The organism is Brevundimonas sp. Leaf280 (assembly GCF_001422455.1).
Taxonomy (GTDB): Bacteria; Pseudomonadota; Alphaproteobacteria; order Caulobacterales; family Caulobacteraceae; genus Brevundimonas.
In genome coordinates, this window is the sequence record NZ_LMNC01000006.1 from 167,345 (window position 1) to 180,446 (window position 13,102).

General features: G+C 66.3%; 14 protein-coding genes. 8 read left to right on the forward strand and 6 right to left on the reverse strand.

The features are described from left to right. Window positions 1-33: 33 nt before the first annotated feature. From crcB to ASF31_RS11900, 3 genes are read left to right on the forward strand one after another with little or no spacing between them, the layout of a single operon-like run. Complete coding sequence (crcB, locus tag ASF31_RS11890; RefSeq protein ID WP_055754833.1) at window positions 34-429, forward strand: fluoride efflux transporter CrcB; 396 nt, start codon at window positions 34-36, stop codon at window positions 427-429. After that, a complete protein-coding gene (locus tag ASF31_RS11895; protein WP_055754834.1) occupies window positions 426-1,451 on the forward strand; it encodes an RluA family pseudouridine synthase in 1,026 nt (341 codons plus the stop codon). Before crcB ends, ASF31_RS11895 begins: the two co-directional genes overlap by 4 nt. Then, window positions 1,448-2,212, forward strand: coding sequence for an ATP12 family chaperone protein (locus ASF31_RS11900; RefSeq protein WP_082465133.1), 765 nt, complete (start codon window positions 1,448-1,450; stop codon window positions 2,210-2,212). Before ASF31_RS11895 ends, ASF31_RS11900 begins: the two co-directional genes overlap by 4 nt. A gap of 9 nt (window positions 2,213-2,221) precedes the next feature. Here ASF31_RS11900 and ASF31_RS11905 read toward each other — a convergent pair whose 3' ends face one another. Continuing rightward, complete coding sequence (locus ASF31_RS11905; RefSeq protein ID WP_055754836.1) at window positions 2,222-3,001, reverse strand: pseudouridine synthase; 780 nt, start codon at window positions 2,999-3,001, stop codon at window positions 2,222-2,224. A gap of 279 nt (window positions 3,002-3,280) precedes the next feature. Between ASF31_RS11905 and ASF31_RS11910 the strand changes: the two genes are divergently transcribed. Beyond that, window positions 3,281-3,772, forward strand: a complete 492-nt coding sequence (locus ASF31_RS11910; protein WP_235551327.1) for a hypothetical protein — start codon at window positions 3,281-3,283, stop codon at window positions 3,770-3,772. Here ASF31_RS11910 and ASF31_RS11915 read toward each other — a convergent pair whose 3' ends face one another. Beyond that, window positions 3,773-4,465, reverse strand: a complete 693-nt coding sequence (locus tag ASF31_RS11915) for a DUF938 domain-containing protein (protein ID WP_369814641.1) — start codon at window positions 4,463-4,465, stop codon at window positions 3,773-3,775. A gap of 138 nt (window positions 4,466-4,603) precedes the next feature. Between ASF31_RS11915 and ASF31_RS11920 the strand changes: the two genes are divergently transcribed. Continuing rightward, a complete protein-coding gene (locus ASF31_RS11920; protein WP_055754837.1) occupies window positions 4,604-6,451 on the forward strand; it encodes a phosphoenolpyruvate carboxykinase (GTP) in 1,848 nt (615 codons plus the stop codon). A gap of 48 nt (window positions 6,452-6,499) precedes the next feature. Next, window positions 6,500-7,513 carry an FAD-binding oxidoreductase gene (locus tag ASF31_RS11925; protein ID WP_235551328.1) on the forward strand — a complete coding sequence of 338 codons (1,014 nt, stop codon included), beginning with the start codon at window positions 6,500-6,502 and terminating at the stop codon, window positions 7,511-7,513. Here the strand turns inward: ASF31_RS11925 and ASF31_RS11930 are convergent. Then, on the reverse strand, window positions 7,510-8,241 hold the full coding sequence (locus ASF31_RS11930) for a TonB family protein (protein ID WP_055754839.1): 732 nt from the start codon (window positions 8,239-8,241) through the stop codon (window positions 7,510-7,512). The genes ASF31_RS11925 and ASF31_RS11930 overlap by 4 nt on opposite strands. A 166-nt stretch (window positions 8,242-8,407) precedes the next feature. Here ASF31_RS11930 and ASF31_RS11935 point away from each other — a divergent pair, with 166 nt between their 5' ends. After that, window positions 8,408-9,205: a transglycosylase SLT domain-containing protein gene (locus ASF31_RS11935; RefSeq protein ID WP_055754840.1), complete on the forward strand. Its 798-nt coding sequence runs from the start codon at window positions 8,408-8,410 to the stop codon at window positions 9,203-9,205. A gap of 88 nt (window positions 9,206-9,293) precedes the next feature. Beyond that, on the forward strand, window positions 9,294-10,433 hold the full coding sequence (locus ASF31_RS11940; protein ID WP_055754841.1) for a DUF2336 domain-containing protein: 1,140 nt from the start codon (window positions 9,294-9,296) through the stop codon (window positions 10,431-10,433). A gap of 118 nt (window positions 10,434-10,551) precedes the next feature. On the opposite strand, the gene ASF31_RS11945 is transcribed toward ASF31_RS11940, so the two are convergent. From ASF31_RS11945 to ASF31_RS11955, 3 genes are all read right to left on the reverse strand, one after another. After that, entirely contained in the window at window positions 10,552-11,028 is a 477-nt protein-coding gene (locus ASF31_RS11945) for a hypothetical protein (RefSeq protein ID WP_055754927.1), read from the reverse strand. A gap of 61 nt (window positions 11,029-11,089) precedes the next feature. Beyond that, the gene (locus ASF31_RS11950; RefSeq protein ID WP_156356040.1) at window positions 11,090-11,842 is read right to left on the reverse strand and encodes an NAD kinase; all 753 of its coding nucleotides are present in this window, start codon (window positions 11,840-11,842) and stop codon (window positions 11,090-11,092) included. A 73-nt stretch (window positions 11,843-11,915) separates the two neighbouring features. Next, window positions 11,916-13,037, reverse strand: coding sequence for a DUF2336 domain-containing protein (locus ASF31_RS11955; RefSeq protein ID WP_055754842.1), 1,122 nt, complete (start codon window positions 13,035-13,037; stop codon window positions 11,916-11,918). Window positions 13,038-13,102 lie beyond the last annotated feature (65 nt).

Consider the following 13,102-nt stretch of genomic DNA (forward strand, 5'->3'; position numbering starts at 1 on the left):
TTTCGGCGCGGGCGGCGTATATATCGCCGCACGATGACACGTTTTCTTCTCGTTGCGGCAGGTGGGGCCATCGGCTCCATGGCGCGCTATGGCCTGGGCCTCGCGGCCGGGCGACTCGCGCCAAATGCCGGCTGGCCCGTGGGCACCTTCGCCACAAACGTCGCCGGGGGTCTGCTGATGGGTTTGCTCGTCGGCTGGCTGGCATTCCGGGGCGGGGCGCAGCAGGAGATGGTGCGCCTGTTTGCGGCGGTAGGCGTGCTGGGCGGGTTCACGACCTTTTCGTCCTATTCGCTGGAAGCGGTACAGATGATCGAGCGCCGAGAGATGGGCCTGGCCGCCGCCTATGTGATCGGCTCGGTGGTTCTGGCCATCGCGGCCCTGTTCGTCGGCCTGATGGTCGCCCGCCGCGCCTTTGGAGTTCCCGCTTGACCGATCAGCCGCCCGCAGCCGATGCGCCCAAGCGCGAAGTCCTGACGATCTATGTCGCCGAGGATGAGGACGGCATCCGGCTGGATCGCTGGTTCCGCCGTCGCTGGCCGCACCTGTCCAACATCCAAGTGCAAAAGATGGCCCGCAGCGGTCAAATCCGCGTGGACGGGGCCCGCATCAAGCCCGAAGGCCGACTGACCGCCGGCGCCGCCGTGCGCGTGCCGCCGATTCCCGACGACACCTCTCGCCAGGCCGGCGACGCCCACACCTTGTCCGAAAGGGACATCGCCTTCGCCAAGTCGCTGGTGCTTTACGAAGACGACATGGTCATCGCCCTGAACAAGCCGCATGGCCTGGCGGTGCAGGGCGGGACCAAGACGAGCCGTCACGTGGACCGCCTGCTGTCGGCCTGGGGCGAAGGGCTGGAGCGACCGCGCCTGGTCCACCGGCTGGACCGCGACACCTCGGGCGTCCTGCTGCTGGGCAAGGGGCCGGAGGCGGCCAAGCGACTGGCGGGCGCCTTTGCCCGTCGGCAGGCCAAGAAGACCTATTGGGCCATCGTCATCGGCAATCCTAAACCCTATTCGGGCCAGATCGACATGCCGCTGAAGAAGACCGGCATCAACGACTTCGAGATGATGCGACCGGCCGAGCGCAAGGACCCGCGCGCCGAACCGGCCGAGACGGCGTTCTCGACCATCAGCCGCGCTTCGCACCGGGCGGCCTGGATGGCCCTGCGCCCCTTCACCGGACGGACGCACCAGCTACGCGCCCATATGGCGGGGATCGGCCATCCGATCCTGGGCGATCCGAAATACGGCGACGAGAAATCGCGCGAACTGTCGGGCCCCCTGAAGCTGCAACTGCACGCTCGCAGCATCGAACTGGACCACCCGCGCGGCGGCGTCCTGAAGGTCACCTCCCCCTTGAGCCCCGAGATGAAAGCCGGCTTCGCCCACTTCGGCTTTTCTGAAGACGAGGCGGAGGATGATCCCTTCCTTGGCGTGAAGAGAATACGATGAGCCATATCCCCCCGCTCGACCCGATGGTCGCCGCGCGAAAGGGCTTTCGCGAAACGGAAGCTCGGATCACACGCTTCTGGAAAGAGGCGGTCGTCGCTCCGCATTCCGAGGGCGGCTGGGCCGTGCTGCTGGACGGGCGTACGCCGAAGACCCCGGACAAGGCGGCGCTAGTCTTGCCGACGCAGGCTGCAGCGCAGTTGGTCGCGGACGAATGGGCGGCGCAGGGGCAGTTTCTGGATCCGTCGACCATGCCGGCGACGCGGCTGGCCTCCACCGCGATCGACCGGATCGGGCAGGCGCGCGATGCGGTGGCGGACGAGATCGCCGCCTATGCCGGGTCGGACGTGGTCTGCTATCTGGCTGAGCATCCGACGCCGCTGGTCGAACGGCAGGCGCGGCAGTGGGGGCCTTGGCGCGATTGGGCCGCGCGCGAGATGGGCGTGGCGCTGGAGCCGGTCGCCGGCATCGTGCATCTGCCGCAGTCGCCGGACGCCATCGCGCGGGTCAAGGCGCATGCCCTGTCGCTGGACGACTTCCGCCTGACCGGACTGGCGACGGCCGTGCCTCTGCTGGGGTCGGCTGTGTTGGCTTTGGCGGTGGAACAGGGGGCGTTGGATGGCGCGGAGGCGTTCGACCTGTCGCGGATCGACGAGCTGTTCCAAGAAGAGCAGTGGGGCGTGGACGCCGAGGCCGCCGAACGCACCGAGGCGCGCCGCGCGGAGGCCCAACTGCTGGATCTGTGGTTCAGAGCGCTCGATTAGGGCGCTCGATTAGAGCGCGGGCGGCGTCGTCGAGGCCGCGATCAGCATCGCGCGTTCCTGGTTGGTCAGGTGACGCCAGCGACCCTCGGGCAGGTCGCCCAGTTCCAGCGGGCCGATGCGAATGCGATAAAGATCCACGACCTCCAGCCCGACCAGTTCGCACATGCGGCGGATCTGGCGATACTTGCCCTCGGTAAGGATGAAACGCAGGCTTTGCGGACCCGTCTGGGTGACGCGGGCGGGCTTCAGCGGCTTGTCGTTCAGCGACAGGCCGTGGCGCAGCTTGCTGAGCTTGCCTTCGGTGATCAAACCATCGACGACGACCAGATATTCCTTGTCGAGCTCTGACGCCGGGCCGATCACCGCCTTGGCGACGACGCCGTCCGACGACAAAAGCAACAGGCCGCGTGAATCCTCGTCCAGCCGGCCAATGGGGGGCAGGGAGGCGTCGCGGGCAGGCGTCTCGCCCTCGCCGATGCGGTTCGGCGTCTTCAACAGGCGCACGGCCGGGATCTTGCCGGGATCGGGCTGGCCCGAGACGTAACCGATCGGCTTGTGCAGCACCAGGGTCATGCCGGTCGCCAGCGCCGCCTGGGCGGTGTCGTTCAGGGTCAGGGTCTCGCCCGGCTGAATCTTTCGGCCGGCGTCGCTGATCGTCTCGCCATCGATGGAGACCAGACCATTGGCGATCAAGGTATCCGCCTCGCGCCGCGAACAGACGCCGGTCTGGCCCAGCCATTTGTTCACGCGAACGGGTTCGTCGCCGTCATAGGTGCGGGTGAAGGCCATGCGATTCCGTCGTCCAGTCGATGCGGGTGTCTAGAGCTGGGCGGGATCGCGAGCAAGCGGGTCGCCGTTTTCAGGATCAGCAAGGCCAGTCTGTTCGAACTGGTAGGTTGATCCGGCCGGGATCGTCACTATATCTGACGGCATTCCACAAATGACCCAGAGTGCGGGACGACACGCGTCGGACCCGTCGATTTTCATTTTTCTGGTCATCGGCGTGGGTGGTTCGACAGCGTCGCTTGTCGGATCTGGATTAGTATTAAAACATTTCAAGGAGACGTCTTGTTCGCTCAAAACAAATCTTCCGCAGGCCCCCGTCGCACCGGTTACAACCGTCCTGTTCCCACCCGTCTGCGCATGGGGCTGGTGATGCGGCGTGACATGGCGTTCGGCGAGTTGGGCGACGTGGAGGGCGCGTTGCGGGCCGAAGGCGTGGGCTTGGCCCCGATCTCGACGGGCGACGCCAGTTTGATCGCCGGCGGCGTGACCGTGCTGGCCACCGCAACGGCCAAGGACATCGCCGAAGGCCGTCTGAAGGGTTTGGTCGTTCCGGGCGGTTCGACGGACGAGGCGTCGCTGGCGGCGGTCAAGTCACTGCTTGACCTGGCGCGTGCAAACGCCCTGACGGTCATCGCCTTCGCCGATGGTGTGGCCTTGGCGGCGGAAAGCTTCGGCGTACCGGCCGAGGCCGATGGGGCGGTGTTTAAGGACGGCGCCGTGACCCTGCTGAACGACCGGAACGAACTGTCCAAGCTTGTCGGCGCGATCGCCTGATTAGACGGTGCGGAACAGCAGGATGAGGTTGTTCGCCGGCATCTGAACCCGCAGCGTGGCCGCAAGGCCATGCGAGCGGGCGAGGGCCTCCACCGCCTCGCGGTCACGCAGACCCCATTCCGCGTTTCGCGCCTTCAGACTGTCGTCGAAGGCGGCGTTCGATTCCGCCAGCGGAATCCCAGCCTCACGATAGGGGCCGTAGAGCGCCAGCAGAGCGCCGGGGCGTCGCAGGACGCGACCGGCCAGATGCATCAGCCCCTCGGTCGCCGACCAGGGGCTGATGTGCGTCATGTTCGCACAATATAGGGCGTCAAAGGTGTCGGTCGGCCATGTCGCGAGGTCGCCTGCGTCGATCGCCAACGGCGGCTTCAGGTTCGACAGAGCAAGCTGGCGGCTCCAGGCGGCGATGCTTTCGCGGGCCTGATCGCTGGGGTCGCTGGGCGTCCAGTCCAGATCAGGCATGGCGGCGGCGAAGGCGGCGGCGTGTTCGCCCGATCCGGACGCGATCTCGAGCACCGATCCGCGCCTCGGCAGATGGGCGCGGAGGACGCGAAGAATCGCCTCGGCGTTTCGGCGCGCGGCAGGCGAGGTAAGCGCGCCGTCAGGCAGGACAGTGAGTGAATCCAGTGCTTGCACAGGCCCTTCTACCGCTCTGACGCCGCGATCGCATCTGCGATCTTTTGCCCACGACACCGGTAGACATCGGCGCTTTCGTGCGCGGTTTGACGCGGCGGAAACGACGGCGCATTTCGCTTGTAACAGTGCGTGATCGTTATGTGTCGGGTCATGGCGGCGTCAGATCGCCGGGCTCTTTTTGCTCAGGAGACGTCCTTGTCCAATCCTTCCACGCCCGGCTTGCGCCCGGCGCCCACTGCCCATGCCGGGCTGATCGCCTGGGTCGAGCAGATCGCCGCCCTGACCAAGCCCGCCAAGGTCCATTGGTGCGACGGCTCCGAGGCCGAGAAAGAGGCCATCACCGCCGACCTGCTGGCCAAGGGCACGCTGAAGGCGCTGGATCAGACCAAACGGCCGGGCTGCTACTACGCCGCCTCCGATCCCCGCGATGTGGCGCGCGTCGAGAGCCGCACGTTCATCTGCTCGGACGACGAGGCTGACGCCGGCCCGACCAACAACTGGGCTGATCCGATCGAGATGCGCGAACGTCTGGATGGTCTGTTCGAAGGCTGCATGGCCGGCCGCACCATGTATGTCGTCCCGTTCTGCATGGGTCCGCTGGGGTCGGAGATCAGCGCCCTGGGCGTCGAGATCACCGACAGCGGTTATGTCGCCCTGTCCATGAGGGTGATGACCCGCATGGGTAAGCCGGCGCTGGATCAGTTGGGCGATAACGGCGTGTTCGTGCCGGCCGTCCATACGCTGGGTGCGCCGCTGGCCGACGGTCAGGCGGACGTGCCCTGGCCCTGCAACGACGACAAATGGATCGTGCATTTCCCCGAGACGCGGGAAATCTGGTCCTATGGCTCGGGCTATGGCGGCAACGCCCTGTTGGGCAAGAAATGCTACGCTCTGCGCATCGCCTCGATCATGGCTCGCGATGAGGGATGGCTGGCCGAGCACATGCTGATACTGAAGCTGACGGATCCGAAAGGCCGGGCGAAATACGTCGCCGCCGCCTTCCCCAGCGCGTGCGGCAAGACCAACCTGGCCATGTTGCAGCCCAGCCTGCCGGGTTGGAAGGCCGAGACCATCGGCGACGACATCGCCTGGATGCGGTTCGGCGACGACGGGCGGCTTTATGCGGTCAATCCCGAAGCCGGCTTCTTCGGCGTCGCGCCGGGCACGAGCCGCAACACCAATCATAATGCGCTGGAGACTCTGGCCTCCAACACCATCTTCACCAACACCGCCCTGACCAACGATGGCGACGTCTGGTGGGAGGGGCTGACGAAACAGGCGCCTGAGGGCCTGACGAACTGGAAGGGACATCCGCACGATCCCGCGTCCGGCGAACCCGCCGCGCACCCCAACGCCCGTTTCGCGGCGCCCGCCAGCCAATGCCCGGCCATCGCGCCGGAATGGGAAGATCCCAGGGGCGTGCCGATCGACGCGATTCTGTTCGGCGGTCGTCGCGCCAGCGCCGTGCCGTTGGTGACCGAAGCCTTCGATTGGGAGCACGGCGTCTTCATGGGCTCGACCGTGGCGTCCGAAGGCACGGCGGCGGCCGAGAACAAGGTCGGCGAATTGCGCCGCGATCCCTTCGCCATGCTGCCGTTCTGCGGCTACAACATGGGCGACTATTTCGCCCACTGGCTGAAGATGGGCCATGGGCGAGACTCGTCGAAACTGCCGCGCATCTTCTTCGTCAACTGGTTCAGAAAGGATCAGGACGGCCGCTTCGTCTGGCCCGGTTTCGGCGACAACGTTCGTGTTTTGAAATGGATCAGCGAACGGATCGACAGCGAGGCTGAGGCGCTCGATACGGCGGTCGGGCGCGTGCCGTCCGTCGCCGCGCTGGACCTGTCAGGCCTTGACCTGACGCCGGCGCAACTGTCGATCCTGCTGGACGTGGATGCAGGCGTCTGGGCCGAAGAGGCGGCGCTGATCCCCGACTTCTACCGCCAGTTCGGCGATCGACTGCCGACCGCCCTGTGGGACCAGCATGCGGCCCTGGTCGCGCGCCTGGACGACGCCGGCGCGGCCTCAATGGCCGCGGAATAGGCGAAAGCCATCTTGCAATAGGGGCGTCACGGGTCGATCAGACGGCCCGTGACATCTTCCTCTCCCATCGTGATCGTCGGCGCCGGCGTGCTGGGGCTTTGCACGGCGTTCGAACTGCATCGGCGTGGCTGGGCGGTGTTGGTGGTCGATCCAGGCTGGGTGAACGCCTCCTTGGTGGCTGCGGGGATGATCGCCCCGGCGATGGAATCAGCCATCGACGACGTGTCGGTTGATCGCGCGCGGCTGTTTCGGGCGGGACGCGACCTGTGGCCCAAGTTCGCGAGCGCCGCCAGCATCGCTCTGGCGCGTCGACGCGCCGAATGGCGAGGCGGCGATGTGGGGGCGATGGAGGCGCGGCTGGGCGCGCTGGGCTTCGACGCGCGGCGCGATGGCGCCAGCGTCACGACCGAAGAGGACTATCAGGTTGAGCCAACACAGGCCGTGGCGGCGCTAAGGCAGGCGCTGGGCGCGGCTGTCATCGCGGGGACGGTGACGACGATCGCCCGCACCGATGGCGGCTGGCGGCTCAAAGTCGGTGATCGATGGCTGGATGCGGACGCGGTCGTGCTGGCCACCGGCGCCGGTGACGCCATCATTGGTCTGCCCGAGGCCGCGCGCCGTTTGATCGCAGATATCGAGCCGATCCGCGGACAGATCGGCGTGGCAGCCGGACATCTTGTCGATCATGTTGTGCGCGGGCCGGGCGCCTATGTCGCGCCAATGGCCTCGGGCGCGGTCATCGGAGCGACGATGGAGCCGGGGCGGCGGGATACGACGCCGGATGCCGAGGCGTCCGAACGCCTGACCCAAGCGGGGTGGGCTGCGCTGGGTCGGTCGCCTGAGCCGCTGTCTATCGAATGGCGCGTCGGCATCCGGGGCGCTACGGCGGATGGTCTGCCCCTCGCGGGCGCGGCGCCTGGTGAAGAGGGTCTGTTTATGGCCTTGGCGCCGCGTCGAAACGGCTGGTTGCTGGGGCCCTTGGTCGGCGCCGTGGTCGCCGATGCGATCGAGGGGCGGACGGCGTCGCCACACGCCCGCGCCCTCGACCCTGGTCGGTTCTAGCCTTCCATCGCGAACCGGACGGTGAAGTTGACGGTCGCGCCGTCGACAGGCCGGCCGTCAACGGTGCGCGGGTTCATGCGGAACGACCGCGTCAGGCTCTGCGCGGCGCGGCCGAAGCCCTGGCCGCTCGGTGTCTCGCCCACGACCCGGCAGCCGTTCAGGCCGCCGTCCGCATTGACCACGCAACTGAGCGTCGCCGAACCCGGCGTGCCGTTCTCTGCGGCGCGGGTCGGATAAGCCCGCGCCATCTGCGCCGCCGAAGGCCGGCTGGCCCAAGATGGATTGTTGATCACCGACGGCGGGCGCGGTGGCGTCTCGACGGTTGCCGTGCCGCCCTCAACGCCGGTGGGAGCGACGCTGATGGTCGGCAGACCAGGTTGAGCGGTAACGACGCCGGGCTCGGGCGGCGTCAGCGGGATCGTCTGCACCGTCGAGGGCACGGGGATCGCCGATTTGTGAATGGGCGTGGGCGGCGCCGCCGTTTCAGGCGTGGGCAAGGGCTTGGGTTTGGGCGGCGCCATCATCACCGAGACCGGCGGGTCGAGGATGTCTTCGATGGGCGGCGCACTCAACTCGAACCGTTGATTATAAAGCGCCACCCCCGCCGCAACGTGCAGGACCACCGACACGCCGATGGCGCCCAGCATCCAGCGCGGGATGGGTTTCTTGCGTTCCCCGAAGTCGATCGGGCTGATCAAGCCGGGACCACCGGCAGCACGGATCATCATAACGTCACTCCCTCGTTCACCGCCCCCGCAGCGCCCGTAACTGGAAGTTGAGCGCGCAGGTTGTGGCGGCTTTACGGCGAAGTTTTCCCGTTCGACGAAGGTCGAGGCGTTAACGCGACCGTTAAGAATTAAGAGTTGGTTAACTACGTTCGCCGACCCTTCGCACATGGGTATCGGAGCGATTCCATCGACAGGCGGGGTAGAGGCGGCCATCCGGCGCGCATCGAACGCCGTTGGCGTGGACTATGACTTCCTGGTCAAGACCGCGCGGCGCGAGAGCGCGATGAACCCGTCGGCCAAGGCCCCGACCTCGTCGGCCGCCGGCCTGTTTCAATTCATCGAACAGACTTGGCTGGGCACGGTCAAGCAGCACGGGGCCCAGCACGGCTACGGCCAATACGCCGATCTGATCCATCGCGGGTCGGACGGACGTTGGCGCGTCGAGGGTTCGGCGCGCAACGTGGTGCTGGACCTGCGGTTCGATCCCCATGCAGCCTCGACCATGGCGGCTGAGTTGACGGCGTCCAATGCCGCCTATCTCCGCGGACGTACGGGCAAGGAACCGGGCGCAGGCGATCTGTATGCGGCTCATTTCCTGGGGCCGGCTGGGGCCGCCGGTTTGATGGAGGCGATGGATCGTAATCCGGGCGGCAGCGCCGCAGCGCTGTTCCCCGACGCTGCGCGGGCCAACCGCAGCATCTTCTATCGCAATGGACGCGCCGCCACGGTCGCCGAGGTCCACGCCAATCTGCAGCGCACGGCAGGCGAGGGCGCACCCGCCGCCGGAGCCGGCGAGACGAAATACGCCGTGCCGAACCTGAGCGACAAGGACCAGATGCTGGCCGCACGTCTGGATCGGCTGAAGCAGGATCAAGGCCTTCTGGCGCTATTGCTCGGTCAGGATGGATCATCCAGCAGCGGCTTCGGCGGCGCTTTCTCGCCAAATGGCAAGGAATCGACCTGAGTCGTTGCATTGCAACCGATGGTAAAGCGCCCGTTAAGCATGGCAGTCTCATTCTGGGATCAACGTCCGATTCCATCACGAGCCGTCCATGACCGCCTTCCGCGCCCGCCTGACAGAAGTGGACATTCGACGCCTGATCAAGGCGACGGACGACGATGAGCGGGCCGAGGCGGCGCACAAGCTGTGCCGCAACATGGAGCGCGCGGAACTGAATGAGGACGACAGGGCGGCGGCGCAGAAAATCCTGCGTCTGCTGGCCAATGACGCCGCCGAACTGGTGCGTCGCGCTATGGCCGTGACGCTTAAGGCGTCCGATCTGATTCCCAACGACGTGGCGCGCAAACTGGCCGGCGATCTGGACAGCATCGCCCTGCCGATCATCGCTTCCTCGCCGGCGTTCAGCGACGAGGATCTGATCGAGATCGTGCGCGCCGGATCGGTCGTGCGTCAGGTCGCCGTGGCGGGGCGGGCGCGGGTGTCGCGCGATGTCGCAACCGTGTTGGCGGCCGAAGGATGTGAGCAGTCGGTTCGCACCTTGGCGGCGAATGACAACGCCGACCTGTCCGAAGGGGCGCTGGCGACCGTCGTCGATCGTTTCGCCGAAGCACCCGAAGTGCTGACCGCCGTGGCCTATCGCCAGGTCCTGCCGCTGCATGTGACCGAGCGGTTGATCCAATTGGCCAGCGAGGCGGTGCGCGAACATCTGATCAGCCATCACGCTGTGGCCCCGGAAACTGCGATCCGTCTGGCCCAATACTCTCGTGAGCGGATGACGGTGGATCTGGTCGATCAGGCCAGCGTCAGCACCGATCTGGCGGCCTTCATGACCCAGTTGAACGCCCGTCGCGTCCTGAATGCATCGTTGCTGTTGCGCGGACTGGCGCGGGGTCAGATGGCGATGTTCGAATATGGGCTGGCCGAACTGGCAAACACGCCCCATCACCGCGCCTGGCTGATGGTGCATGACGCCGGTCCGTTGGGGCTGAAGGCAATCTATGATCGCGCGGGTTTGCCGCCGCGCCTGTTCCAAGCCTTCCGCGCGGGGGTCGACACCTGGCGTGCGCTGGCGGCGGAGGGGATCGATACGTCGAGCGCCTATTTCCGCGATCAGATGCTGGAGCGGTTCCTGACCCAGCGTCCGGCCGTACTGCGCGACGATCTGGCCTATCTGATGGAGCGGTTGGATCAGTCGCCGTCGCTTAGCCTGACCGCCGCCAACGCGGCCTGATCCTGAGAGCTTGATTCACGGCATCGACGAGATCGCGAAGCGATTTGTTTCGACCGATCAGGCTCAAAGAAAAAGGCCCGCCAGAGACGACGGGCCTTCGCAAACGGCTGGAGGGACTTCAGCCTGCGAGGTGATCTGCGACGCGCGCTTCCAGGGTCTCGGCCAAGGCGCGGCCGGTCGGATGTTCGTCAGTCTTGATCTGGTCGCGGACCACGGCGCGGATGGCGTCGATGTGGGCGTCCAGGATGGCGATCGGCGCAGTCATTCGGCGATCGGCGTCGTCCAGCATCTTGCACAACGAACCAGCGATGCGCGTCACCAGCGGATATTCATAGGTCGTGCCCAAGCCCTTCAGATCATGAGCGCGGAAATATAGAGCCTCTGCGGTGACGGGGGTGTAGCCCTGCTCACGGATGTCGGCCTGAGCCTTGTCCAGCTTGACGATCTCGTCGTTCAGCCACTGGCCGAACTGGGCCGACATGGCTTTCAGCGCCTCCTCTGCACGAGCGATGGCGTCGGCGTTGATGCCGAAGCCGCCGCCGACCTTGAGACGTAGCGAGTTGGTCGGAGGGGTGATCTGCGCCGGATTGCTCATGGCGGGCTCCATAGGACGTTCACGCCAAGATACGGTAGCGGGCTTAAGAAGCCGTGACCGATCAGTTCGCGAACTGTTCGGCCATCACCCGCTCATCGAACGACCGGCCCGCATCGAAGAGCATGGTCAGGGTGACGTCACGACGCTCGCGCACCTCTACGCGTGCGACACGGCGGACCTCGAAGTTGTCGGCGGTGGCCGAGACCGGGCGTTTGTCGGCCTCCAGGACCTCGAACCGCACCTTGGCGCCGTGCGACAACAGGGCGCCGCGCCAGCGACGGGGACGGAAGGCGCTGATCGGCGTCAGGGCCAGGATGCGGGCGTCCAGAGGAATGATCGGGCCGTGCGCCGACAGGTTATAGGCGGTCGATCCCGCAGGCGTCGCCACGAGGCAGCCATCGCAGGACAGTTCTTCCAGCCGCACGCGTTCATCGACAGTGATGCGCAGCTTGGCCGACTGGCGCGTCTGGCGCAGCAGCGACACCTCGTTGATGGCCAAGCCGGTGTGGACTTCGCCGCTTTCGGTCCAGGCGTCCATCTGCAGAGGGTGGATGACAGTCCTTTCGGCCGTCGCGATCCGCTCCAGCAGACCGTTGTCGTCGTAGTCGTTCATCAGAAAGCCGACCGATCCCCGGTTCATCCCGTACACGGGCGTGCGCTGGCGCAGGTTGCCGTGCAGGGTTTCCAGCATCTGCCCGTCCCCGCCCAAGGCCACTATTACATCGGCCTCGTCTTCAGACACGGCGCCATAGCGGGCGATCAAGGCCTTGCGTGCCGCCTGGGCTTCGGGCCGGTCGCTGGCGACGAAGGCCAATCGGGGCGATGACGGCAGGGGGGTGGGGCTTGACTGAGTCACTTGGCGACGTGGCCCGAGCTTAGGGCGAGAGTCAAACGGTCGCGGGCTTCTGCATCATCTGATGGAAGGCGCGAGAGGCGGCGTGTGCGCTCATCGGCGTCGCCTTCCAGCCGCCGTCGGCAGGCATTCCGCCCGAAAGCTTGCGCACTTCCACCAAAAGAGAGGCGAAGACGGCCTTATCCACGCCTACGGCAATGCAGGCCAGGTAAAGCGGTTCGGCGGTCGGCGCGCGGATGGCGTGATGCACCTGAGCCTCACTGAAGCCGCCCAGGGCCGCCAGGGTCTGTTCGAACAGTTCGAAACGCTGTTCTCGTAGCGCGCGGACCAGCAGACCGGGGCGCAGCTGGCCGGCGGCTTGAAGTTTTTCCACCAGTCGTCGTTCCGCGTCGATGCGTGCGCGATCCTCGGTCCGGGCGGACATGGCGCGCCACTCCGGGCTGCCGACAGCCTTCGCCGCCGCGTCCTGAACCGCCGCATTCAACTGGGCGTCGTCGATGCGGAAGCGTTCGCCGATCGACTGACGCAGAGCCTGGCCGACCCATTGATAAAGCTGCTGAGCCAACTGTTCGTTCAGCCTGGGGTGACGCGTCAACGGCGCCCGCAGGCCCGCTATGCGGCGCGAATGATCGACCAGCTTGCGCATGGCGTCTTCGCCAATGTCGGCCGTACGGTTGGACGCCAGCGCCGTCATGGTGACGGGTTCTGCGCGATCGACGATCGTGTCCACGACCGGCCGCGCCAGCTGCGGGCGCCGGGCGACGGCGATCTGATGCTCCAGCGTCGCCTCGATTAGCAGGCGTATCAGGTCGGCGTTTTGTAGAAGCGGGCTGGAGGTGATGACCGGGCGGGCGATCTCGATCTCATCCAGCGCCAGCATATTGACCAGCGCTGGCGGGGCCCAATCGACGCCAGCGATCCGTTCGGACAGGGCCAGTCGAATATCCCGCTCGGCCTGGGCTGTCAGAGCGAGGAAGATGTCGCTGAGCAGCGGCGCGACCTTGGGCGGCGGCGGATTGGATTCACACAGCGAGGTGACCTTCAGCAGCAGGCGCTGACGATCGTCGGCCGAACGGCTGCTGGCCAGCGCCAGAAGCTCAGACACAGTCCGGTCGTCCCAGGCGTCGCGGGGCGGCTCCAGTTGAACGACAGACAAGGCGGCTCCCCGAACCGGCTACGATGCTTAACCATATGCTTGCGTGATGAAGACCGGGTTAAGCA

Excerpts from the sequence above, each read along its gene's own strand:
- crcB (WP_055754833.1), top strand. The coding sequence starts at position 34 with ATGACACGTTTTCTTCTCGTTGCGGCAGGTGGGGCCATCGGCTCCATG.
- ASF31_RS11900 (WP_082465133.1), top strand. The coding sequence starts at position 1,448 with ATGAGCCATATCCCCCCGCTCGACCCGATGGTCGCCGCGCGAAAGGGC.
- ASF31_RS11905 (WP_055754836.1), bottom strand. The coding sequence starts at position 3,001 with ATGGCCTTCACCCGCACCTATGACGGCGACGAACCCGTTCGCGTGAAC.
- ASF31_RS11930 (WP_055754839.1), bottom strand. The coding sequence starts at position 8,241 with ATGATGATCCGTGCTGCCGGTGGTCCCGGCTTGATCAGCCCGATCGAC.
- ASF31_RS11935 (WP_055754840.1), top strand. The coding sequence starts at position 8,408 with ATGGGTATCGGAGCGATTCCATCGACAGGCGGGGTAGAGGCGGCCATC.
- ASF31_RS11940 (WP_055754841.1), top strand. The coding sequence starts at position 9,294 with ATGACCGCCTTCCGCGCCCGCCTGACAGAAGTGGACATTCGACGCCTG.
- ASF31_RS11945 (WP_055754927.1), bottom strand. The coding sequence starts at position 11,028 with ATGAGCAATCCGGCGCAGATCACCCCTCCGACCAACTCGCTACGTCTC.